The organism is Variovorax jilinensis (assembly GCF_030316885.1).
GTDB classification, from domain to species: domain Bacteria; phylum Pseudomonadota; class Gammaproteobacteria; order Burkholderiales; family Burkholderiaceae_C; genus Variovorax; species Variovorax jilinensis.
Genome location: NZ_JASZYQ010000002.1, coordinates 75,614 through 94,251 on the forward strand (window position 1 = coordinate 75,614; position 18,638 = coordinate 94,251).

18 protein-coding genes and 1 riboswitch are annotated in these 18,638 nt (G+C 69.0%); of the genes, 14 read left to right on the plus strand and 4 right to left on the minus strand.

Features of this window, described 5'->3' with window-relative positions; genetic code table 11:
* The first annotated feature begins 1 nt into the window (after position 1).
* Genes gmhB through QTH87_RS07435 form a run of 3 tightly spaced genes read left to right on the plus strand, consistent with a single transcriptional unit; the run spans position 2 to position 2,292 of the window.
* Positions 2-580, plus strand: a complete 579-nt coding sequence (gene gmhB / locus QTH87_RS07425; RefSeq protein WP_286608173.1) for a D-glycero-beta-D-manno-heptose 1,7-bisphosphate 7-phosphatase — start codon at positions 2-4, stop codon at positions 578-580.
* On the plus strand, positions 580-1,353 hold the full coding sequence (locus QTH87_RS07430; RefSeq protein WP_286608175.1) for a lysophospholipid acyltransferase family protein: 774 nt from the start codon (positions 580-582) through the stop codon (positions 1,351-1,353). Before gmhB ends, QTH87_RS07430 begins: the two co-directional genes overlap by 1 nt.
* 12 nt (positions 1,354-1,365) lie before the next feature.
* On the plus strand, positions 1,366-2,292 hold the full coding sequence (locus tag QTH87_RS07435; RefSeq protein WP_286608177.1) for a M48 family metallopeptidase: 927 nt from the start codon (positions 1,366-1,368) through the stop codon (positions 2,290-2,292).
* 12 nt (positions 2,293-2,304) lie between these two features.
* Here QTH87_RS07435 and QTH87_RS07440 read toward each other — a convergent pair whose 3' ends face one another.
* Genes QTH87_RS07440 through QTH87_RS07455 form a run of 4 tightly spaced genes read right to left on the minus strand, consistent with a single transcriptional unit; the run spans position 2,305 to position 6,487 of the window.
* Positions 2,305-3,075 (minus strand): SDR family oxidoreductase, encoded by a 771-nt coding sequence (locus QTH87_RS07440; RefSeq protein ID WP_286608179.1) that lies wholly within the window; start codon positions 3,073-3,075, stop codon positions 2,305-2,307.
* 58 nt (positions 3,076-3,133) lie between these two features.
* A complete protein-coding gene (locus QTH87_RS07445) occupies positions 3,134-4,036 on the minus strand; it encodes a pseudouridine synthase (RefSeq protein WP_286608181.1) in 903 nt (300 codons plus the stop codon).
* An 11-nt stretch (positions 4,037-4,047) separates the two neighbouring features.
* Positions 4,048-5,370: a leucine-rich repeat-containing protein kinase family protein gene (locus QTH87_RS07450; protein ID WP_286608183.1), complete on the minus strand. Its 1,323-nt coding sequence runs from the start codon at positions 5,368-5,370 to the stop codon at positions 4,048-4,050.
* Positions 5,371-5,425: 55 nt separating this feature from the next.
* Entirely contained in the window at positions 5,426-6,487 is a 1,062-nt protein-coding gene (locus tag QTH87_RS07455; protein ID WP_286608185.1) for an MBL fold metallo-hydrolase, read from the minus strand.
* A 95-nt stretch (positions 6,488-6,582) separates the two neighbouring features.
* Between QTH87_RS07455 and QTH87_RS07460 the strand changes: the two genes are divergently transcribed.
* From QTH87_RS07460 to QTH87_RS07510, 11 genes are all read left to right on the plus strand, one after another.
* Positions 6,583-6,990, plus strand: coding sequence for a MerR family transcriptional regulator (locus QTH87_RS07460; RefSeq protein ID WP_286608186.1), 408 nt, complete (start codon positions 6,583-6,585; stop codon positions 6,988-6,990).
* A 28-nt stretch (positions 6,991-7,018) separates the two neighbouring features.
* Positions 7,019-7,735 carry a carbonate dehydratase gene (can, locus tag QTH87_RS07465; RefSeq protein ID WP_286608188.1) on the plus strand — a complete coding sequence of 239 codons (717 nt, stop codon included), beginning with the start codon at positions 7,019-7,021 and terminating at the stop codon, positions 7,733-7,735.
* 18 nt (positions 7,736-7,753) lie between these two features.
* Positions 7,754-9,565 (plus strand): bifunctional isocitrate dehydrogenase kinase/phosphatase, encoded by a 1,812-nt coding sequence (gene aceK / locus QTH87_RS07470; RefSeq protein ID WP_286608191.1) that lies wholly within the window; start codon positions 7,754-7,756, stop codon positions 9,563-9,565.
* A gap of 34 nt (positions 9,566-9,599) precedes the next feature.
* Positions 9,600-10,784 (plus strand): acetyl-CoA C-acyltransferase, encoded by a 1,185-nt coding sequence (locus tag QTH87_RS07475; protein WP_286608193.1) that lies wholly within the window; start codon positions 9,600-9,602, stop codon positions 10,782-10,784.
* Positions 10,785-10,827: 43 nt separating this feature from the next.
* Entirely contained in the window at positions 10,828-12,075 is a 1,248-nt protein-coding gene (locus tag QTH87_RS07480; RefSeq protein WP_286608195.1) for a glutamate carboxypeptidase, read from the plus strand.
* A 25-nt stretch (positions 12,076-12,100) separates the two neighbouring features.
* Positions 12,101-13,231, plus strand: a complete 1,131-nt coding sequence (locus QTH87_RS07485; RefSeq protein ID WP_286608197.1) for an acyl-CoA dehydrogenase family protein — start codon at positions 12,101-12,103, stop codon at positions 13,229-13,231.
* A 79-nt stretch (positions 13,232-13,310) separates the two neighbouring features.
* A complete protein-coding gene (locus QTH87_RS07490) occupies positions 13,311-13,748 on the plus strand; it encodes a YchJ family protein (RefSeq protein WP_286608199.1) in 438 nt (145 codons plus the stop codon).
* Between the two features lie 218 nt (positions 13,749-13,966).
* Positions 13,967-14,797: a DUF3047 domain-containing protein gene (locus QTH87_RS07495; RefSeq protein ID WP_286608201.1), complete on the plus strand. Its 831-nt coding sequence runs from the start codon at positions 13,967-13,969 to the stop codon at positions 14,795-14,797.
* A 9-nt stretch (positions 14,798-14,806) separates the two neighbouring features.
* The gene (locus QTH87_RS07500; protein WP_286608203.1) at positions 14,807-15,805 is read left to right on the plus strand and encodes a VTT domain-containing protein; all 999 of its coding nucleotides are present in this window, start codon (positions 14,807-14,809) and stop codon (positions 15,803-15,805) included.
* A 27-nt stretch (positions 15,806-15,832) separates the two neighbouring features.
* Positions 15,833-15,938, plus strand: a riboswitch (TPP riboswitch).
* Between the two features lie 85 nt (positions 15,939-16,023).
* A complete protein-coding gene (thiC, locus tag QTH87_RS07505) occupies positions 16,024-17,904 on the plus strand; it encodes a phosphomethylpyrimidine synthase ThiC (RefSeq protein WP_286608205.1) in 1,881 nt (626 codons plus the stop codon).
* 36 nt (positions 17,905-17,940) lie between these two features.
* Entirely contained in the window at positions 17,941-18,633 is a 693-nt protein-coding gene (locus QTH87_RS07510; RefSeq protein WP_286608207.1) for an HAD family hydrolase, read from the plus strand.
* The last annotated feature ends 5 nt before the right edge of the window (positions 18,634-18,638 follow it).

Below are 18,638 nucleotides of genomic sequence, written 5' to 3' on the forward strand. Positions count from 1 at the left end.
TATGAAACTCGTCATCCTCGACCGCAACGGCACGCTCAACGTCCACCGCGAGGACTTCGTCAAGAGCGACATCGAGTGGACACCGCTGCCGGGCGCGCTCGAGGCGGTGGCGCGTCTCAACCATGCGGGCTGGCACGTGGTCATCGCCTCCAACCAGTCGGGCCTCGGCCGCGGCCTGTTCGACGTCGCCTCGCTCAACGCGATGCACGCCAAGATGCACAAGATGCTGGCGGCGGTCGGCGGCCGGGTCGACGCGGTCTTCTACTGCCCGCACAGTCCCGACGAGGGCTGCGACTGCCGCAAGCCGCGGCCGGGCCTGTTCGTGCAGATCGGCGAGCGCTACGGCGTCGACCTGGCCAACGTGCCGACCGCGGGCGACAGCCTGCGCGATCTGCAGGCCGGCGCCGCCGCGGGCTGCGAGCCGCACCTGCTGCTGACCGGCATGGGCCAGGCCTGCCGCGGCGTGTCGCCGCTGCCGCCCGAGTACCCGCCGAACACACGGGTCCACGACGACCTCGCGGCATTCGTCGATTTCCTGCTGGCCCGCGAAGAGCGCGCCACGCTCAAGGTAGCTGTCTGATGGCTTTCATACGTTCCGTGATCCACGCGCTGTGGATGCTGGTCACCGTGGTTCCGTGGGGAATCATCATGTGCGTGAGCTCGCTCTGGAAGCGCGGCATTCCGCTCTACTGGATGGCCGTGACCTGGCTCAGCTGGGCCATCGGCGGCGCCCGCGTGCTGCTGGGCATCCGTACGCGCGTCACCGGCATGGAGAACCTGCCGACCGACAAGCTCGCGGGCTGCATCCTGCTCGTGAAGCACCAGTCGACCTACGAGACCTTCCTGATGCCCACGCTGATGCCGCATCCGCTGGCCTTCGTGTTCAAGAAGGAGCTGATCTACGTGCCCTTCTTCGGCTGGGCCATGGCACGCCTCGACATGATCCACATCGATCGCAGCCAACGAACGCAGGCCTTCAACAAGGTCGTGGTGCAGGGCCGCAAGCTGCTCGAGCAGGGCATCTGGATCATCATGTTCCCGGAGGGCACGCGGATTCCGCGCGGCCAGAAGGGCACCTACAAGAGCGGTGGCACGCGGCTGGCCTGCGAGACCGGCGTGCCGGTGGTGCCGATCGCCGTGACCTCGGCCAAGGTCTGGCCGCGCAAGGCCTTCGTCAAGCGGCCCGGCGTGGTCGACGTCTCGATCGGCCCGGCCATTCCGAGCGTCGGACGCAAGCCCGACGAGCTGATGCGCGAGGTCGAGGCCTGGATCGAGGCCGAGATGCATCGCCTCGACCCCGAGGCCTACGCGCCCGCCACCGTGGCCGCCGACTCGACGACCACGACCGCCTGAAGCGCACGCATCATGCGCGGCCTGCTGCAGTTCACGCTCGACCTGTTCGACACGGCTGCCGATCCGCCGCGCGCAGGGCCTTCGGCGCCGCTGACGCCGCTGACGCCCGTTCTGCCGCGGCCGGACTCATCGAACGACGACCTGCCTTCGCCGGCCACGCCCGGCGATGCGCCGCTCGGCCTCGCGAGCTTCGTTCATCCGCGCGCCTCGCGCGAGATCCGGCTCGGCGATGCGCGCATCGCGTTCGAGTTCACGCGCGGCAAGCGTCGCACCATCGGCTTCGTGGTCGGCGCCGAGGGCCTTTCGGTGCGCGCGCCGCAATGGGTGGCGCTGCGCGACGTCGATGCCGCGGTGCGCGAGAAGGGCGACTGGATCCTGCGCAAGCTGGCCGAGACGCAGCAGCGCCATGCTCGGCTCGAATCGGCGCGCATCGAGTGGCAGGACGGTGTCGTCTTTCCGTTCCTCGGCCGCCAGGTGAGCGTGAAGCTCGACCCCGCGCACGGCTTCCAGGGCGTGGGTGCAGTGCTCGATGCCGGTTTGGCTGGCGAGAACCCGGTGCTGCGGCTGGCGCTCGCCAACAACGCCACGCCGGCGCAGATCCGCGATGCGGCGCAGGCCTGGCTGATGCGGCAGGCGCGGCGCATCTTCATCGAGCGGCTCGATCATTTCGCGCCGCGCCTGGGCGTGCGCTGGCACAAGCTGTCGCTGTCGAACGCGTCCACGCGCTGGGGCAGCGCGAGCGCCGACGGCGCGATCCGGCTGCACTGGCGGCTGGTGCATTTCCGCATGCCCGTCATCGACTACGTGGTGGCGCACGAGCTGAGCCACCTGCGCGTGATGGATCACAGCCCGCGCTTCTGGGAGACGGTCGAGAGCGTGATGCCCGACTATGCCCAGCTGCGGCGGCAGCTCAAGGACGAGCCGGTGCCGCGCTGGTAGCAGGCGGCCGGTTCAGCGGGCGTGCGTGACGCCGCCGTCGACCACCAGGGTCGAACCCATCACGTAGTCGCCAGCGCGCGAAGCCAGGTAGATCGCGGCGGCCGCCATGTCCTCGGGCTCGCCGATGCGACCGGCCGGAATGCGCGCCTTGACTTCGTCGCCGTGGTCGCGCGCGTCCTTGTTCATGTCGGAAGCGAAGGCGCCCGGTGCGATCGCGCTGACCACGATGCGGTCCTGCGCGAGGCGCAGTGCCATGCGGCGCGTGAGCTGGATCAGGCCGGCCTTGCTGGCCGCGTACGAATACGTCTCCTGCGGATTGACCGAGATGCCGTCGATCGATGCGATGTTGATCACCTTCGCCAGATGGTCGGTCGCGGCCTTCTTGAGCATCGGCGTCAGTGCCTGGGTCAGGAAGAAGGGCGTCTTCAGGTTCAGGTCGACCACCTTGTCCCAGCCGCTCTCGGGGAAGTCGTCGTAGGGCGCACCCCAGGCCGCGCCGGCGTTGTTCACGAGGATGTCGAGCGAGCCTTCGTGCTTTGCGTAGGCCGCGACCAGTGCCTGCGCGCCTTCGAGGGTCGAGACGTCGGCCGGCAGCGAGACGCAGTGGCCGAAGGCCGACAGCTCCTTGGCGGTCTGGTCGCAGGCCGCGGCCTTGCGCGCGGAGATGTAGACGCGGGCGCCCTGGGCGAGAAAGCCCTCGGCGATCATGCGGCCGATGCCGCGCGAGCCGCCCGTGATCAGTGCGGTGCGGCCTTCGAGCGAAAAGAGTCGGGTGGTGTCCATGCGGCGTGTCTCCTGGGTGGTTTTCGGCGAGCTTAGTGCGAGACGCACCGGCTTCGCGTCACCTTGGTGCCAGCACCAGCGTGCGCGCGCTCGTGAAGCTGCGTTCGGCGCCAGTCACGGGATCGCGAAAGGCGATGGCCTTGGCCAGCAGCTGCAGGGGCCGATCGAAGTCGTCCGCGCCCTCGGGCCGCAGCACCGGGTAGATCGCGTCGTTGCAGATCGCAAGGCCCAGCGCCGCGCAGTGCACGCGCAACTGATGGCGGCGCCCCGTGACCGGCGACAGGCCGAGCCTCGCCTGGCCGTCGCGCGCCTCGAGCAGCGTGAAGCGGGTCTCGGCATTCGGTTCGCCCTCGACCTCGGCCATGCGCATGAAGTGGCTGTCGGGCGCGAGCCGGCTGCGGCGGATGGAGGGCAGCGCATGCCGGCCGTCCCAGTGCACGATGGCCTCGTAGTGCTTGTGGATCGCGCGCTCGGCGAACAGCGCGCTATAGCCTGCGCGGTCGGCCGGCTGCACCGAGAACAGCACGATGCCCGCCGTCTCGCGGTCGATGCGGTGCAGCGGTGCCAGGTGGTCGAGGCCCAGCTTGCGCCTGAGCCGCACCAGCAGGCTCTGCTGCACGTATTTGCCGACCGGCGTCACCGGCAGGAAATGCGGCTTGTCGACCACCAGCAGATGCTCGTCGCGGAACAGCACCTGCTCCTCGAACGGAATCGCGGGCTCGGTCTCGAGCGCGCGGTAGTAGTAGACGCGCAGGCGCGGCTGGTAGGCACGCTGCGGTGTCACCGGCACGCCGTGCTCGTCGACCACGTCGCCGGCCGCGATGCGTGCCGCCCAGGTTGCGGGCGCAATGGCCGCGAAGCGCTCGACGAGGAAGTCGGCGATGGTCGGCCAGTTGCCAGCCGGCAGCGACACGCAGCTCGGGCCCACGCCGTCGCGAACGGGCAGCGGGAGCGAATCCATCGCCGGCCTTCTCAGGCGCCGAGGCTGCGCACGATGTCGGCGAACAGCGGTCGGTCGGTGGGCTCGGCGGCCAGGCAGCGCGACTTCAGCCGCGTCATTCCGGCCAGGTCGGTCGCGGTGGCATCGGTCGGATCGCAATGCGCGAGCAACTCCTCGAGCAGGCAGCCGAAGGCGCGCACCTCGATGCGCTGCAGGGCCTGCGACCGGTCTTCGTCGTCGCGCGGCAGGAAGGACGCGGCGCCGAAGTCGCCGAGCAGGCAGTCGCCCTGGCCGTTCCAGAGGATGTTGTGGGCGTAGAGGTCGCCGTGCAGGATGCCGCGCGCGTGCAGCTGCACGACGGCCGAGGCGATGCCGCGCGCCATGGCCAGCGCCGTGCCGGTCGACCAGCGCGCATCGGCCGGGTAGACGTCGCGCGTGCAGCTCTCGAGGCTCGGCGGGCCGGCCAGGCTGGTGAATGCGGGGTCGACCAGCGAGAGCACCAGGCCTTCGACTCCTTCCGGATGGCCGACGATGCGGCCGAGCACCGGGATCAGGTTCGGATGGCCGCCGGCGCCGAGGCAGGCCGCCATCTCGCTGTGCGGCCAGCCATCGCTGGTGACCGCGCCCTTGAAGCGCTTGACCGCCACCGGGCGCAAGCTGCCGTCGGGCTGCTGCCAGTCGGCCTGGTGGATCACGCCCGATGCGCCCTCGCCAAGCCTGGGGCCGAGCGCGAGCCGATGCCAGTCGATCGCTGCGGTCGCCTGTGCCTGCACCGTGCGGGCTTCGGGCGTCTCGTCGAAGGGATTGCCCGCGAAGGCGAGCCATGAAAGTCGCGGCAGCTGCGCGAGCCCGTCTGGCAAGGCCTCGAAGCGGTTGGCCGAGATGCGCAGCAGCTCGAGCGCGCCGCTGCCGGCGGCCATCGAGGCCGGCAGGGCCCGCAGCCGGTTGCCGGCCAGCATCAGCTTCTGCAGCCGGGGCCGCTGGCCCAGCGCCTCGGGCAGCGTCTCGATGCGGTTGTCGGTGAGGATCAGCCAGCGCAGCGCAGGTGGCAGCGACGCGGTGGCCACCCGTTCGATGCGGTTGGCCTTGAAGCCGACCATCTCGAGCCGCTCGCAGCGACCGAGGGCCTCGGGCAGCTCGGTGAACCGATTGTCGGAGCAGAACAGCACGCGCAGCCGGTGCAGCCGGTGCAGGTCGGCAGGCAGCGAGGAAAGCGCATTGCCCGAGAGGTTGAGCACCTCGAGCGTGTCCGCGAGCCCGAAGATCTCGGGCGGAAATTCCGCGAGGCCGGCCGACAGGTCGAGCCGCTGCGTCCCGACGAGCTCGCCCGCACGCAGTCGCTCGAGCATGGTCATCGGCCTGGCTTCGCGCAGCAGTGCTCGGCCGTCGTCTGCCCAGCGGCCGGGCGACTCAAGCGAAGACGCCGAAGCGCAGGACGCCGTCCGCGCCGAGCCGGCGCTGCAGCTGGCCCGAGAAGTACAGCAGGTGCAGGTGGGCCACGGTCTCGCCCATCGCGAAGGTCATCTGGTGCACGTCGAGCTGGCGCTTGAACAGGATGGGCAGGCCTTCCGCCGCGCTGTGCGGACGCGCGGTGCAGGCCTCGAGAAGCTCGGCCAGGCGGTCGCGGTGGTGCTCCTTGAGCTGCTCGACGCGCCGGTGGATGCCCGTGAAGGGCTTGCCGTGCGCGGGCAGCCCCAGCGTGTCGGCCGGCAGCGACTTGAAGCGCTCGATGCTGTCGAGGAAGAGGCGCAGCGAATTGGCCTCGGGCTCACCCGCATGCACGCTCACGTTGGTCGAGATGCGCGGCAGCATCATGTCGCCGCCCAGCAGCACCTTGATCTCGTCGCAGTAGAGCGCGATGTGCTCGGGCGCGTGGCCGTAGCCGCTGATGCAGCGCCAGTCTCGCCCGCCGATGCGAACCGTGTCGCCGTCCATCATGCGCACGAAGCTCTCGGGCAGTGCCGGCACCATGTCGGCGTAGTAGTTGTTGCGCTTGCGGATCGTGGCCAGCGTGGCCGGGTCCGCGAGGCCGTGTCGCATGAAGAAATCGGCCGCGGCATCGCCGCCGGCCAGCGTGTCGCCTGCGCTCGTGAGCACGCGCGCCACGTGGTAGTCGGTGGCGCTGATCCAGAGCGGGACGTTCCAGCGCCTGCACAGCCAGTCGGCCAGGCCGATGTGGTCGGGGTGCATGTGGGTCACGATCACGCGCAGGATCGGGAGGCCCTCGAGCTGGGTCTCGAAGATCTGCTCCCACTGGGCGCGCGAGGCCTCGTGCGAGATGCAGCAGTCGACCACGCTCCAGCCCTCGACGCCGTCGATGGTGTCGCGCAGCAGCCAGAGGTTGATGTGGTCGAGCGCGAAGGGCAGCGCCATGCGGATCCAGCGCACGCCCGCGGCCACCTCGACAGTCTCGCCGGGAGCCGGCAGGGTGTCGCCGAGGGGGTAGTGGAGTTCGCGTTCGAGGATGTTCATGTACGATTGACGTTAACGTAAACGTCATGGCTTGAAGCCACCATTGTAGGCAGTGCCGTCCCGGCGTGCTGTCGCCACCGTTCAGACCCTCGAACATGCCTTCGCAGACCTTCACCATCGGCGAACTCGCCAAGGAGTTCGACCTCACCACGCGAGCGATCCGCTTCTACGAGGACATGGGCCTGCTGGCGCCGCGCCGCGCGGGCCTGCAGCGCATCTACACCTCGCGCGACCGGGCCCGGCTCACGCTCACGCTGCGGGCCAAGCGGCTCGGCCTCAAGCTGACCGAGGCGCGCGAGATCCTCGACATGTACGACAGCCCGCGCGACACCGCGGTGCAGCTAGAGCGCTTCCTCGGCGTACTGGGCAGCCACCGCGAGCAGCTCGAGAACCAGCTGGTCGAGCTGCAGGCCAACCTTGCCGAGGTGCGCGCCCAGGAAAAGCAGGCGCGTGCCGCACTGGCCCGCACCGCCCGGCCCAAGCCGCGCCGCGCCACCGCCTGAATCCATCCACTCCACCCCACCGACGACCATGGAAAAACTCCCCGACACCCTCGACGACCTGTTCGCCCACAACCGCACCTGGTCGGCGCGAATGGAACGCGATCGTCCCGGTTTCTTCACCAGCCTGGTGAAGCAGCAGACACCCAAGTACATGTGGATCGGATGCTCCGACAGCCGCGTGCCCGCGAACCAGATCACCGGCCTCGAGCCGGGCGAGGTCTTCGTGCACCGCAACGTGGCGAATATCGTGGTGCATTCCGACCTCAACGCGCTGTCGGCGATCCAGTTCGCGGTCGAGCGACTCAAGGTGCGCCACATCATGGTGGTCGGCCACTACGGCTGCTCGGGCGTGCAGGCCGCGCTGGAAGGCGCGCGCATCGGCATCGCCGACAACTGGCTGCGCCACATCCAGGATGTGCGCGACCGCCACCGCGTGATGCTCGAGACCATCCCCGAGGAAAGCCGCGCCAACGCGTTGTGCGAGCTCAACGTCGCCGAACAGGTGGTCAACGTCGCGGTCAGCACCGTGATGTGCGATGCCTGGAGCCGCGGCCAGGAAGTGACCATCCATGGCTGGGCCTTCGGCGTCAACGACGGCCTGCTGCAGGACCTCGGCATCACGGCCGACGGCTCCAAGCCGCTCGAGTCGCAGTACCGCGCCGCGGTGCAGCGCATCCGCTACAAGTGGAGCAAGCCCGCGGAGGGCAGCGCGAGCGCGGTCGAGACGATCGGGTCGCCCAAGTAGGCCTGCCGCGCCGGCCCCATGTTCCCGCAGCGCCTCGATTCGCCGCTCGCCTACGACGTCGCACGCGCGATGCGCGACGGCTTCGATCGGCACTACCGGCTGTTCCGGGCCGAGTCGGCGCGCGCCAAGCACCGCTTCGAGACCGCCGACTGGACCGGCCAGCAGCGGGCGCAGCGCGAGCGCATCGAGTTCTACGACCTGCGCGTGAGCGAGGCCGTGAAGCGCCTCGAGAAGGAGTTCAAGGCCGGCGAGCAGCCGATGGACGTCTGGCACCAGATCAAGCTGCACTTCATCGGCCTGCTGGTCGGGCACCACCAGCCCGAGCTGGCCGAGAGCTTCTTCAACTCGGTGACGACCAAGATCCTGCATCGCGCCTACTTCCAGAACGACTTCATCTTCGTGCGGCCGGCGATCAGCACCGAATACCTCGAGCCGCACGACGCGCCCACCTACCGCGCCTACTACCCGGCGCGCGAGACGCTGGCCGACACGGTCGAGCGCATGCTCTCCGACTACGCGCTGCAGGGCCGCTGGACGGACCGGCGGCGCGACGCCGAACGCGTCGCGGCCGCGATCCTCGGGCGCTTCCACCAGGTCAAGCTGCGGGCCAACTTCCAGCTGCAGGTGCTGTCGGGCCTGTTCTTCCGCAACAAGGGCGCCTACGTGGTCGGCAAGATCAACAACGGCTTCATCGAACTGCCGTTCGCACTGCCGATCCTGCACGACGCCTCGGGCCGCTTCCATGTCGATGCGGCGCTGTTCGGCGAGGACGACCTGCAGATGCTGTTCAGCTTCGCTCGCGCCTACTTCATGGTCGACATGGAGGTGCCCTCGGCCTATGTGCAGTTCCTGCGCTCGCTGATGCCGCGCAAGCCGCGCGCCGAGATCTACAGCGCGCTGGGCCTGGCCAAGCAGGGCAAGACGCTGTTCTACCGCGACTTCCTCTACCACCTGGCCTATTCGAGCGACCGCTTCCGCATCGCGCCCGGCATCAAGGGCATGGTGATGCTGGTGTTCGACCTGCCGTCGTTTCCCTACGTGTTCAAGGTCATCAAGGACTTCTACCCGCCGCAGAAGGACACCACGCGCGAGCAGATCAAGGCCAAGTACCAGCTCGTGAAGCAGCACGACCGCGTGGGCCGCATGGCCGACACGCTCGAATACAGCGACGTCGGCTTTCCGCTCGACCGCTTCGAGCCCGAACTGGTCGAGGAGATCCGCCGTTTCGCGCCGAGCCAGCTCGAGATCGGCGACCGCGACGGCAACGGGGAGATGGAGCTGGTGCTCAAGCACGTCTACATCGAGCGACGCATGATCCCGCTGAACCTGTTCCTGCAGGAATCCTTCGACCTGCTGGCCCAGCCCGAGCATGCGCGCCGGGCCGGCAAGCAGCTCGAACGGGCGGTGATCGAGTACGGCAATGCGATCAAGGACATGGTGGCGGCCAACATCTTCCCGGGCGACATGCTGTGGAAGAACTTCGGCGTCACGCGCGGCGGCAAGGTGGTGTTCTACGACTACGACGAGATCGAATACCTCACCGACTGCAACTTCCGCAAGGTGCCCGCGCCGCGCAACGAGGAGGAAGAGATGAGCGGCGAGATCTGGTATTCGGTCGGTCCGAAGGACGTGTTTCCCGAGACCTTCGAGCCCTTCCTGCTCGGCAACCCGGCCGTGCGCGAGGCCTTCATGGCGCACCATGCCGACCTGCTCGACGCCACCTTTTGGCAGAGCCACAAGCAGCGCATCCAGGCCGGCCAGATGCTCGACGTCTTCCCCTACGACGAGTCGCAGCGCTTCCAGCACGACAACCCGACTCCCTATTTCTGACAGACAACCACACAACCACTGAAGGAGCATTTCCATGAGCGAATCGATCGTGATCGTCGGCGCCGCCCGCACCCCGATGGGCGGCTTCCAGGGCGACTTTTCCTCCCTTGCGGCGCACGACCTCGGCGGCGTGGCGATCAAGGCCGCGGTCGAGCGTGCCGGCATAACGGCCGACAGCGTCGGCGAGGTGCTGTTCGGCAACTGCCTGATGGCCGGCCAGGGCCAGGCGCCCGCGCGCCAGGCGGCCTACAAGGGCGGCCTGCCCGACAGCGCCGGTGCGGTGACGCTCAGCAAGATGTGCGGCTCGGCGATGAAGGCGGCCATGCTGGCGCACGACATGCTGCTGGCCGGCACCCACGAGGTGATGGTCGCGGGCGGCATGGAAAGCATGACCAACGCGCCCTACCTGATGCTCAAGGGCCGCGGTGGCTACCGCATGGGCCACGACCGCATCTTCGACCACATGATGCTCGACGGCCTCGAGGACGCCTACCAGCCGGGCCGCTCGATGGGCACCTTCGGCGAGGACTGCGCGGCCAAGTACAAGTTCACGCGCGAGCAGCAGGACGCCTTCGCCATCGCCAGCGTCGAGCGCGCCAAGGCCGCCACCGCCTCGGGCGCCTTCAAGGCCGAGATCGCGGCGGTCACCGTCAAGGGCCGCAACGGCGAGACCGTGATCGACATCGACGAAGGCCCGGGCAAGGTCAAGCTCGACAAGATCCCGACCCTCAAGCCGGCCTTCAAGAAGGACGGCGGCACCATCACCGCGGCCTCCAGCTCGTCGATCAACGACGGCGCCGCCGCGCTGGTCATGATGACCGAGAGCACCGCGAAGAAGTACGGCGCGAAGCCGATCGCGCGCCTGGTCGGCCATGCCACGCATGCGCAGCAGCCCGAGTGGTTCTCGACCGCGCCGGTCGGTGCCGTCGCCAAGCTGTTCAAGAAGACCGGCTGGGGCGTCAAGGACGTCGACCTGTGGGAGGTCAACGAGGCCTTCGCGGTGGTGCCGATGGCGCTGATGCACGAGCTGAACGTGGCGCACGACATCGTCAACGTGCACGGCGGCGCCTGCGCGCTGGGCCATCCGATCGGCGCCAGCGGCGCGCGCATCATGGTCACGCTGATCCATGCGCTGCAGCAGCGCGGCAAGAAGCGCGGTGTGGCCACGCTCTGCATCGGCGGCGGCGAAGGCACCGCGGTCGCGATCGAGCTGCTCTGATAAGTTCGCAGGTCCTACCCAACCCTTGGAGTTCTTCGTTTTGATGCATCCGGTTTTCCATCGCAACGCCATCGCCGCCCTGCTGGTCGGCGCCTTCATCGCCCCCGCCGCCTGGAGCCAGTCGCGCGACCAGGCCCTGTTCGCCGCCGCCACCGCCGAGAAGCCGGCAGTGATCAAGACGCTCGAGGAACTCGTCAACATCGAGACCGGCACCGGTGACGCCGAAGGCATGGCCGCCGCGGGCAGCTACCTCGAGGCGCAGCTCAAGGCGCTCGGATTCACGGTCACGCGCAGCAAGTCGGCCGGCATCGTGGTGGGCGACAACATCGTCGGCAAGCTCAAGGGCAAGGGCGGCAAGAACCTGCTGCTGCTCTCGCACATGGACACGGTCTACCCGAAGGGCATCCTGGCCAAGGCGCCTTTCCGCGTCGAGGGCGACAAGGCCTACGGTCCCGGCATCGCCGACGACAAGGGTGGCAATGCGGTGATCGTGCACGCGCTGCGGCTGCTCAAGCAGCGCGGCTTCGATGACTTCGGCACGATCACGGTGCTGTTCAACACCGACGAGGAAAAAGGCTCCTTCGGCTCGCGCGACCTGATCCAGGAGGAAGCCGCCAAGGCCGACTACGTGCTCTCGTTCGAGCCCACGGGCGCGGGCAAGGAAGACCTCTCGCTCGGCACCTCGGGCATCGCCTACGTGCAGGTCAACATCACGGGCAAGGCCTCGCACGCGGGCGCGGCGCCGGAGCTCGGGGTCAACGCGCTGGTCGAGGCTTCCGACCTGGTGCTGCGAACGCTCGACATCGACGACAAGGCCAAGGGCCTGCGCTTCAACTGGACCATCGGCAAGGCGGGCGCGGTGTCCAACATCATCCCGGCCAGCGCCACGCTGAATGCCGATGTGCGCTACGCGAAGAACGAGGACTTCGACGCCGCGATGAAGACGCTCGAGCAACGGGCGCAGCAGAAGAAGCTAGCCGATGCCGAGGTCAAGGTGCTCGTGACGCGCGGCCGGCCGGCCTTCAACGCGGGCGAGGGCGGCCGCAAGCTGGTCGACAAGGCGGTCGCCTACTACAAGGAAGCCGGCGGCGAGCTCGGCGTGGTCGAGCGCACGGGCGGCGGCACCGACGCAGCCTACGCGGCGCTGGCCGGCAAGCCGGTGATCGAGAGCCTGGGCCTGCCCGGTTTCGGCTATCACAGCGACAAGGCCGAATACGTGGACATCAGCGCCATTCCGCGCCGCCTCTACATGGCGAGCAAGCTGATCATGGACCTCGGCGCATCGAAGTAGAAAAAGAGACAAGGACGCCATCACCATGCTGCTCAGCGCCGACCAGGAAGCCATCCGCGATGCGGTGCGCGAATTCGCCCAGGCCGAACTCTGGCCGCGCGCGCCTCAGTGGGACCGCGACCACAGCTTCCCCAAGGAGGCCCATGCCGGCCTCGCGGCGCTGGGCGCCTACGGCATCTGCGTACCCGAGGAAGACGGAGGCGCCGGCCTCGACTACCTCACGCTGGCGCTGGTGCTCGAGGAGATCGCGGCCGGCGACGGCGGCACCAGCACCGCGATCAGCGTCACCAACTGCCCGGTCAACGCGATCCTCATGCGCTACGGCAACGTGCAGCAGAAGAAGCAGTGGCTGCAGCCGCTCGCGCAGGGGCAGATGCTCGGTGCCTTCTGCCTGACCGAGCCGCAGGCCGGCAGCGACGCTTCGTCGCTGCGCACCACCGCGCGCAAGGACGGCGAGGGCTGGGTGATCGACGGCGTCAAGCAGTTCATCACGAGCGGCAAGAACGGCCAGGTCGCGATCGTGATCGCGGTCACGGACAAGGGCGCCGGCAAGCGAGGGATGAGCGCCTTCATCGTGCCGACCGATGCGCCCGGCTACCACGTGGCGCGGCTCGAGGACAAGCTCGGCCAGCATTCGAGCGACACCGCGCAGATCAACTTCGACGGCTGCCGCATTCCGCGCGAGAACCTGATCGGCCAGGAAGGCGAGGGCTACAAGATCGCGCTCGGCGCGCTCGAGGGCGGCCGCATCGGCATCGCGGCGCAGAGCGTGGGCATGGCGCGCAGCGCCTTCGACGTGGCACTGGCGTATGCCAAGGAGCGCCAGGCCTTCGGCGGCAGCATCTTCGAGCAGCAGGCGGTGGGTTTTCGCCTCGCCGAATGCGCGACCCAGCTCGAGGCCGCGCGCCAGCTGATCTGGCATGCGGCGAGCCTGCGCGATGCCGGTCGCCCCTGCCTCAAGGAGGCCGCCATGGCCAAGCTGTTCGCCAGCGAGATGGCCGAGCGCGTCTGCAGCGCCGCGATCCAGACGCTGGGCGGCTACGGCTACGTCAACGATTTCCCGCTCGAGCGCATCTACCGCGACGTGCGCGTCTGCCAGATCTACGAAGGCACGTCGGACATCCAGAAGCTGCTGATCCAGCGCGCCCTGGCCTGAGGCCGCGGCGTCCCCGGTCGGGGGTTTGTACGGGGGCCGGCACAATACGCGCTGGATTCCCGCCGCTTCACGCCTCTCCATGTCCGCCAACTCCTCCAGCATCGCCCGTGTTTCCTGCCCCTGCGGGCGTCGCGACCGGCGCGAGCTGCCGCTGGCCTTCACGCAGTGCTGCGGGCGCTTCGTCGACGACTTCGCGAACACGCCGGCGCCCGACGCCGAGTCGCTCATGCGCTCGCGCTACACCGCCTTCGTGCACCAGCGTGCGGACTACCTGCTGGCCACCTGGCATCGCTCGACACGGCCGGCCGCGCTCGACTTCGAGCCCGACGTCAAATGGCTGGGTCTGGACCTGCGGTCGCGCTCGGTGCTCGATGCCGACCATGCCGAGGTCGAGTTCGTGGCGCGCCAGCGCAATGGTGCGGGCGTCGCGAGCCGGCTGCACGAGCGCAGCCGGTTCGTGCGCGAGGAGGACGGCGTTCTCCATCGCTGGTACTACGTCGACGGCGATCTGCGCTGAGACCTTAAAAAGCCGCAGCGGGCCAATACGGGCCTGATGTCCGCGCTATTCATTTCATAGTGCCGAGCGCATTGTGTCCATCCTGGGGACACTGCGATTCCTTTTGGCCTATTTATCTTGCGGGCTTGCGGCCTCACACTTCGCATCGGTCGGTAGTGCGCGCAGCGCCGCCCGATCCTCCAAGATCAATTCCAACACCCAGGACCGAGAGGCCAACCATGAATGCCCGTACGCATCGTCTTGCAGGCTCGAGAGGCTGGTTCGCGCGCTCGACCGGACTGGCTCTGTCCGCGTTGCTGTGGGCCGCGGCTCCGGCGGCGCATGCCGAGGAGGCGCCAGCCCTGGTGCCCTTCTCGAGCGCCTCGAGCGGGCAGGCGCCCGCTCCCTGGCGCTTCACGACGCTGCCGAACAAGACCGCCACGAGCTTCGAGGTGGTCGCGCTCGACGGCCAGCGGGTGCTCAAGGTGGAGGCCGACCGCTCCTACGGCAACCTCGTCCATCCCACCAGGACGCCGCTGAATGCCGCCACCACGCTGGCCTGGCGCTGGCGTGTCGACGAGTTCGTGGAGAACGCCGACCTGCGCACGCGCTCGGGCGACGACGGTGCGGCCAAGGTCTGCGTGTTCTTCGATTTCCCGACCGACAAGCTGCCGGTCTCGGAGCGCACCCGCCTCGCGCTGGCACGCAGCGCCACCGGCGAGCAGGTGCCGAGCGAAGCCCTGTGCTACGTCTGGGACGGCAAGGAGCCCAAGGGCAGCGCGCTGATCAACGCCTTCACCAAGCGGGTGCGCATGGTGGTGCTGGAGTCCGGACCGGCCACGCGCCCGGGCACCTGGATGGCCGAGCGTCGCAACCTGCTGGCCGACTACAAGCGCGCCTTCGGCGACGAGGCCGGCGACGCCATGCCCGACGTGGTCGCGGTCGCGATCTCGGCCGACGCGGACAACACCCAGGGCCACGGCATCGCCTACTTCTCGGACGTGATGCTGCTCGGCGGCCCGAACGCCCAGCAGGCTGCGACGACGGTGCCGCCGGCCAAGGGGCAGTAGCCGCCAGCCATGGACGACTTCTCCGCACTCCTCGCCAGCCAGGGCGCCGTCCTGGTCTTCGTGGCCACCCTGGCGACGCGCCTCGGCGCGCCGGTGCCCGCGGTGCCGTTCCTGATCGTCGCGGGCGGCCTCACGGTGGGCGGCCAGCTGTCGTTTGCCGCCGTGGTGGCGGCCGCAATGCTCGGCAACATCCTCGGCGACGGCGTCTGGTTCCTGGCCGGTCGCCGTTGGGGCTACAGCGTCATGCGTCTGCTGTGCCGGATCTCGCTGTCGGCCGACTCCTGCGTCAAGCGCAGCGAATCGATCCTCACGCGCTGGGGCGGGCTGTCGCTGATCGCGGCCAAGTTCGTCCCAGGGGTGTCGGTGGTGGCGCCGCCGATGGCGGGCGCGCTCGGCATGTCGAACCTGCGCTTCCTGGCCTACGAGACGCTCGCCGCGCTGATCTGGACGCTGGGCTTCCTGTTCGTCGGCCGGATCTTCCATTCGGCCATCCAGGACGTCATCGCCGTGATCTCGAACATCGGCCTCGGTGCGCTCGCGATCGGCGTGCTCGCGCTCGCGGCCTTCGTGGCCTGGCGCTATCGCCAGCGGCGCCTCGCGCTTCGTGCCGACGACATCGAGCACATCCAGGTCGAGGCCCTGCGCGACGCGCTGGCCGCGGCCGTGGCGCCGACCGTGATCGACGTGCGTTCCGACGAGGCCCGCGCGCTCGACCCGCGTGCCATACCCGGTGCGATCGGCATCGCGCTCAAGCAGCTGCCCAAGCATGTGGTCGGCTTCTCCGACGGCCGCGAGCTGGTGGTCTTCTGCGACTGCCCCGACGATGCCTCGGCGATCGCGGCTGCGCGCCTGCTCAAGGGCGCCGGCCTGCAGCGCGTGCGCGTTCTCGCGGGCGGCCTGGATGCCTGGGTCGCGCTCGGCGCGGTGCGCGCCCCCGCGGCCGACGCCGCGGCCGGCGATCCGCCGCGTGATGCGGTTGCGCCGCTGGCTGCCGCGGGCCAGGCTTGAGGCGGGCGCCTTCCCCGGCCTAGAATCGTCCCCGCTCCGGGGTGCACGCAGTTGCGTGCTGAGATGGCCAAGCGGCCGAACCCGCGAACTTGATCTGGTTCATACCAGCGTAAGAAGAGCTGCGACTCCCCGGCATTCCCTCCATTTTTCGTTGGGGGGCGATGCCGTCCCGGAGCGATCGCGGAGCACCCGTTGAACCTCAACCCGGAGTGCCCCGCATGAATGCCGCAGACAAGTTCTCTTCCCTCCTCGCGCTCACGCGCGAGCCCTTTCCCGCTTCCGCCAAGAGCCACATCGCTGGCAGCCGCCCCGACCTGCAGGTGCCGGTGCGCGAGGTGCGGCTGACCAACGGCGAGCGGATCTCGCTCTACGACACCTCGGGGCCCTACACCGACCCTGCGGCCGAGATCGACGTGCGCCGCGGCCTGCCCGGCGTTCGCACGGCCTGGATCGCGGAGCGCGCCGACACCGAGGCCTACGAAGGGCGCCTGCACCTGGCGCTCGACGACGGCGCCACCCATGCCGACCGGGACGCCCGGCGCATCGCCGAACTGCGCGCGGGCGCCGCCGGCCTGCAGCGCCGGCCGCGCCGTGCCAGGGCCGGTGCCAACGTCACGCAGATGCACTACGCGCGCCGCGGCATCGTCACGCCCGAGATGGAATACGTCGCGCTGCGGGAGAACGGAAGGCGCGAATGGATGGCCGAATACACGGCCGATGCGGCGCGCGAGCAGCGCCTGGCCGGCAACCCGATGGGCGCCACGATCCCGAAGCGCATCACGCCCGAATTCGTGCGCGACGAGGTGGCGCGCGGCCGCGCGATCATCCCGGCCAACATCAACCATCCCGAGGTCGAGCCGATGGCCATCGGGCGCAACTTCAAGGTCAAGATCAACGCCAACATCGGCAACTCGGCCGTGACCTCGAGCATCGAGGAAGAGGTCGAAAAGCTCGTGTGGGCGATCCGCTGGGGCGCGGACAACGTCATGGACCTCTCGACCGGCCGCAACATCCACACCACGCGCGACTGGATCGTGCGCAACAGTCCGGTGCCGATCGGCACGGTGCCGATCTACCAGGCGCTCGAGAAGGTGGGCGGCGTGGCGGAAGACCTCACCTGGGCGATCTACCGCGACACGCTGATCGAACAGGCCGAGCAGGGCGTCGACTACTTCACCATCCATGCGGGGCTGCGCCTGCCCTTCATCCACCTGACGGCCGACCGCCGCACCGGCATCGTCTCGCGCGGCGGCTCGATCATGGCCAAGTGGTGCATCTCGCATCACCAGGAGAGCTTCCTCTATACGCACTTCGAGGACATCTGCGACATCATGAAGGCCTACGACGTGAGCTTCTCGCTCGGCGACGGCTTGCGCCCGGGCTGCGCCTCGGACGCCAACGACGAGGCCCAGTTCGCCGAGCTGCGCACCCTGGGCGAGCTCACGCAGATCGCCTGGAAGCACGACGTGCAGACCATGATCGAAGGCCCCGGCCACGTGCCGATGCACCTGATCCAGGCCAACATGGACGAGCAGCTGCGGCACTGCCACGAGGCGCCGTTCTACACGCTGGGCCCCCTGACCATCGACATCGCGCCGGGCTACGACCACATCGCGAGCGCGATCGGCGCCGCGATGATCGGCTGGGCCGGCACCGCGATGCTGTGCTACGTGACGCCCAAGGAGCACCTGGGCCTGCCCGACCGCGACGACGTCAAGCAGGGAATCATCGCCTACAAGATCGCGGCGCATGCGGCCGACGTCGCCAAGGGCCACGCGGGCGCCCGCGCGCGCGACGATGCGCTCTCCAAGGCGCGCTTCGAGTTCCGCTGGCAGGACCAGTTCAACCTCGGCCTCGATCCCGACACCGCCCGCGAGTTCCATGACGAGACGCTGCCCAAGGATGCAGCCAAGGTGGCGCACTTCTGCTCGATGTGCGGTCCCAAGTTCTGCTCGATGAAGATCACGCAGGAGGTGCGCGAGTTCGCGGCCCGCAGCGGCGTGGCGGAGACTGCGGCACTCGAGGTCGGCATGGCCGGCAAGTCGGCGGAGTTCAAGGCCGCCGGGGGCGAGATCTACATCCCCCTGAAGCCCGCCTGACACGGCGGCGAAGGGGTGGGTTGGTACGATGCCCCCATGCAAACCTTCCCCTTCGACGCCGTCCTGTTCGACTGCGACGGCGTCCTGGTCGACTCCGAACCCATCACCAACCGCGTGCTCGCCGAGATGCTCGGCGAGCTGGGCTGGGCGCTCAGCACCGAGGAATCGATGCGCCTCTTCACGGGTAAGGCGGTCAAGGACGAGGCCGCGCTGATCGAGTCGAAGACCGGCTTCGCGATCACGCCCGAGTGGCTGCACGGCTTTCGCGGCCGCCGCAACGAGGCGCTCGAGCGCGACCTGGTCGCCATTCCGAACGCGGCCACGGCGGTGCGCGCGCTGCATGCGGCGCTCGGCGGCCGCATCGCCTGTGCCTCGGGCGCGGACCGCTTTAAGGTCGAGCTGCAGCTCGCGAAGATCGGCATCCTCGACTGCTTCGAGGGCCGCATCTTCAGCGGTCACGAGACGCCGCGTTCCAAGCCTTTCCCGGACGTGTACCTGGCAGCCGCCGCCGCGCTTGGCGTCGATCCGGCGCGCTGCGCGGTGATCGAGGACACGGTCACGGGCGCCAGGGCGGGCGTGGCCGCAGGCGCCACCGTCTTCGGCTACAGCCCGGCCGACCTGGGCCACAGCGGGCCCGACGAATTGCGTGCGGTCGGCGTCGCGGACGTCTTCACCGACATGGCCGGGCTGCCCGCGCTGCTGGCTGCCTGGCGGCCGGCCTTCGCCTGAGGGCC

Coding starts and splice junctions, on each gene's coding strand:
- gmhB (WP_286608173.1), top strand. CDS start 2: ATGAAACTCGTCATCCTCGACCGCAACGGCACGCTCAACGTCCACCGC.
- QTH87_RS07430 (WP_286608175.1), top strand. CDS start 580: ATGGCTTTCATACGTTCCGTGATCCACGCGCTGTGGATGCTGGTCACC.
- QTH87_RS07435 (WP_286608177.1), top strand. CDS start 1,366: ATGCGCGGCCTGCTGCAGTTCACGCTCGACCTGTTCGACACGGCTGCC.
- QTH87_RS07440 (WP_286608179.1), bottom strand. CDS start 3,075: ATGGACACCACCCGACTCTTTTCGCTCGAAGGCCGCACCGCACTGATC.
- QTH87_RS07445 (WP_286608181.1), bottom strand. CDS start 4,036: ATGGATTCGCTCCCGCTGCCCGTTCGCGACGGCGTGGGCCCGAGCTGC.
- QTH87_RS07450 (WP_286608183.1), bottom strand. CDS start 5,370: ATGACCATGCTCGAGCGACTGCGTGCGGGCGAGCTCGTCGGGACGCAG.
- QTH87_RS07455 (WP_286608185.1), bottom strand. CDS start 6,487: ATGAACATCCTCGAACGCGAACTCCACTACCCCCTCGGCGACACCCTG.
- QTH87_RS07460 (WP_286608186.1), top strand. CDS start 6,583: ATGCCTTCGCAGACCTTCACCATCGGCGAACTCGCCAAGGAGTTCGAC.
- can (WP_286608188.1), top strand. CDS start 7,019: ATGGAAAAACTCCCCGACACCCTCGACGACCTGTTCGCCCACAACCGC.
- aceK (WP_286608191.1), top strand. CDS start 7,754: ATGTTCCCGCAGCGCCTCGATTCGCCGCTCGCCTACGACGTCGCACGC.
- QTH87_RS07475 (WP_286608193.1), top strand. CDS start 9,600: ATGAGCGAATCGATCGTGATCGTCGGCGCCGCCCGCACCCCGATGGGC.
- QTH87_RS07480 (WP_286608195.1), top strand. CDS start 10,828: ATGCATCCGGTTTTCCATCGCAACGCCATCGCCGCCCTGCTGGTCGGC.
- QTH87_RS07485 (WP_286608197.1), top strand. CDS start 12,101: ATGCTGCTCAGCGCCGACCAGGAAGCCATCCGCGATGCGGTGCGCGAA.
- QTH87_RS07490 (WP_286608199.1), top strand. CDS start 13,311: ATGTCCGCCAACTCCTCCAGCATCGCCCGTGTTTCCTGCCCCTGCGGG.
- QTH87_RS07495 (WP_286608201.1), top strand. CDS start 13,967: ATGAATGCCCGTACGCATCGTCTTGCAGGCTCGAGAGGCTGGTTCGCG.
- QTH87_RS07500 (WP_286608203.1), top strand. CDS start 14,807: ATGGACGACTTCTCCGCACTCCTCGCCAGCCAGGGCGCCGTCCTGGTC.
- thiC (WP_286608205.1), top strand. CDS start 16,024: ATGAATGCCGCAGACAAGTTCTCTTCCCTCCTCGCGCTCACGCGCGAG.
- QTH87_RS07510 (WP_286608207.1), top strand. CDS start 17,941: ATGCAAACCTTCCCCTTCGACGCCGTCCTGTTCGACTGCGACGGCGTC.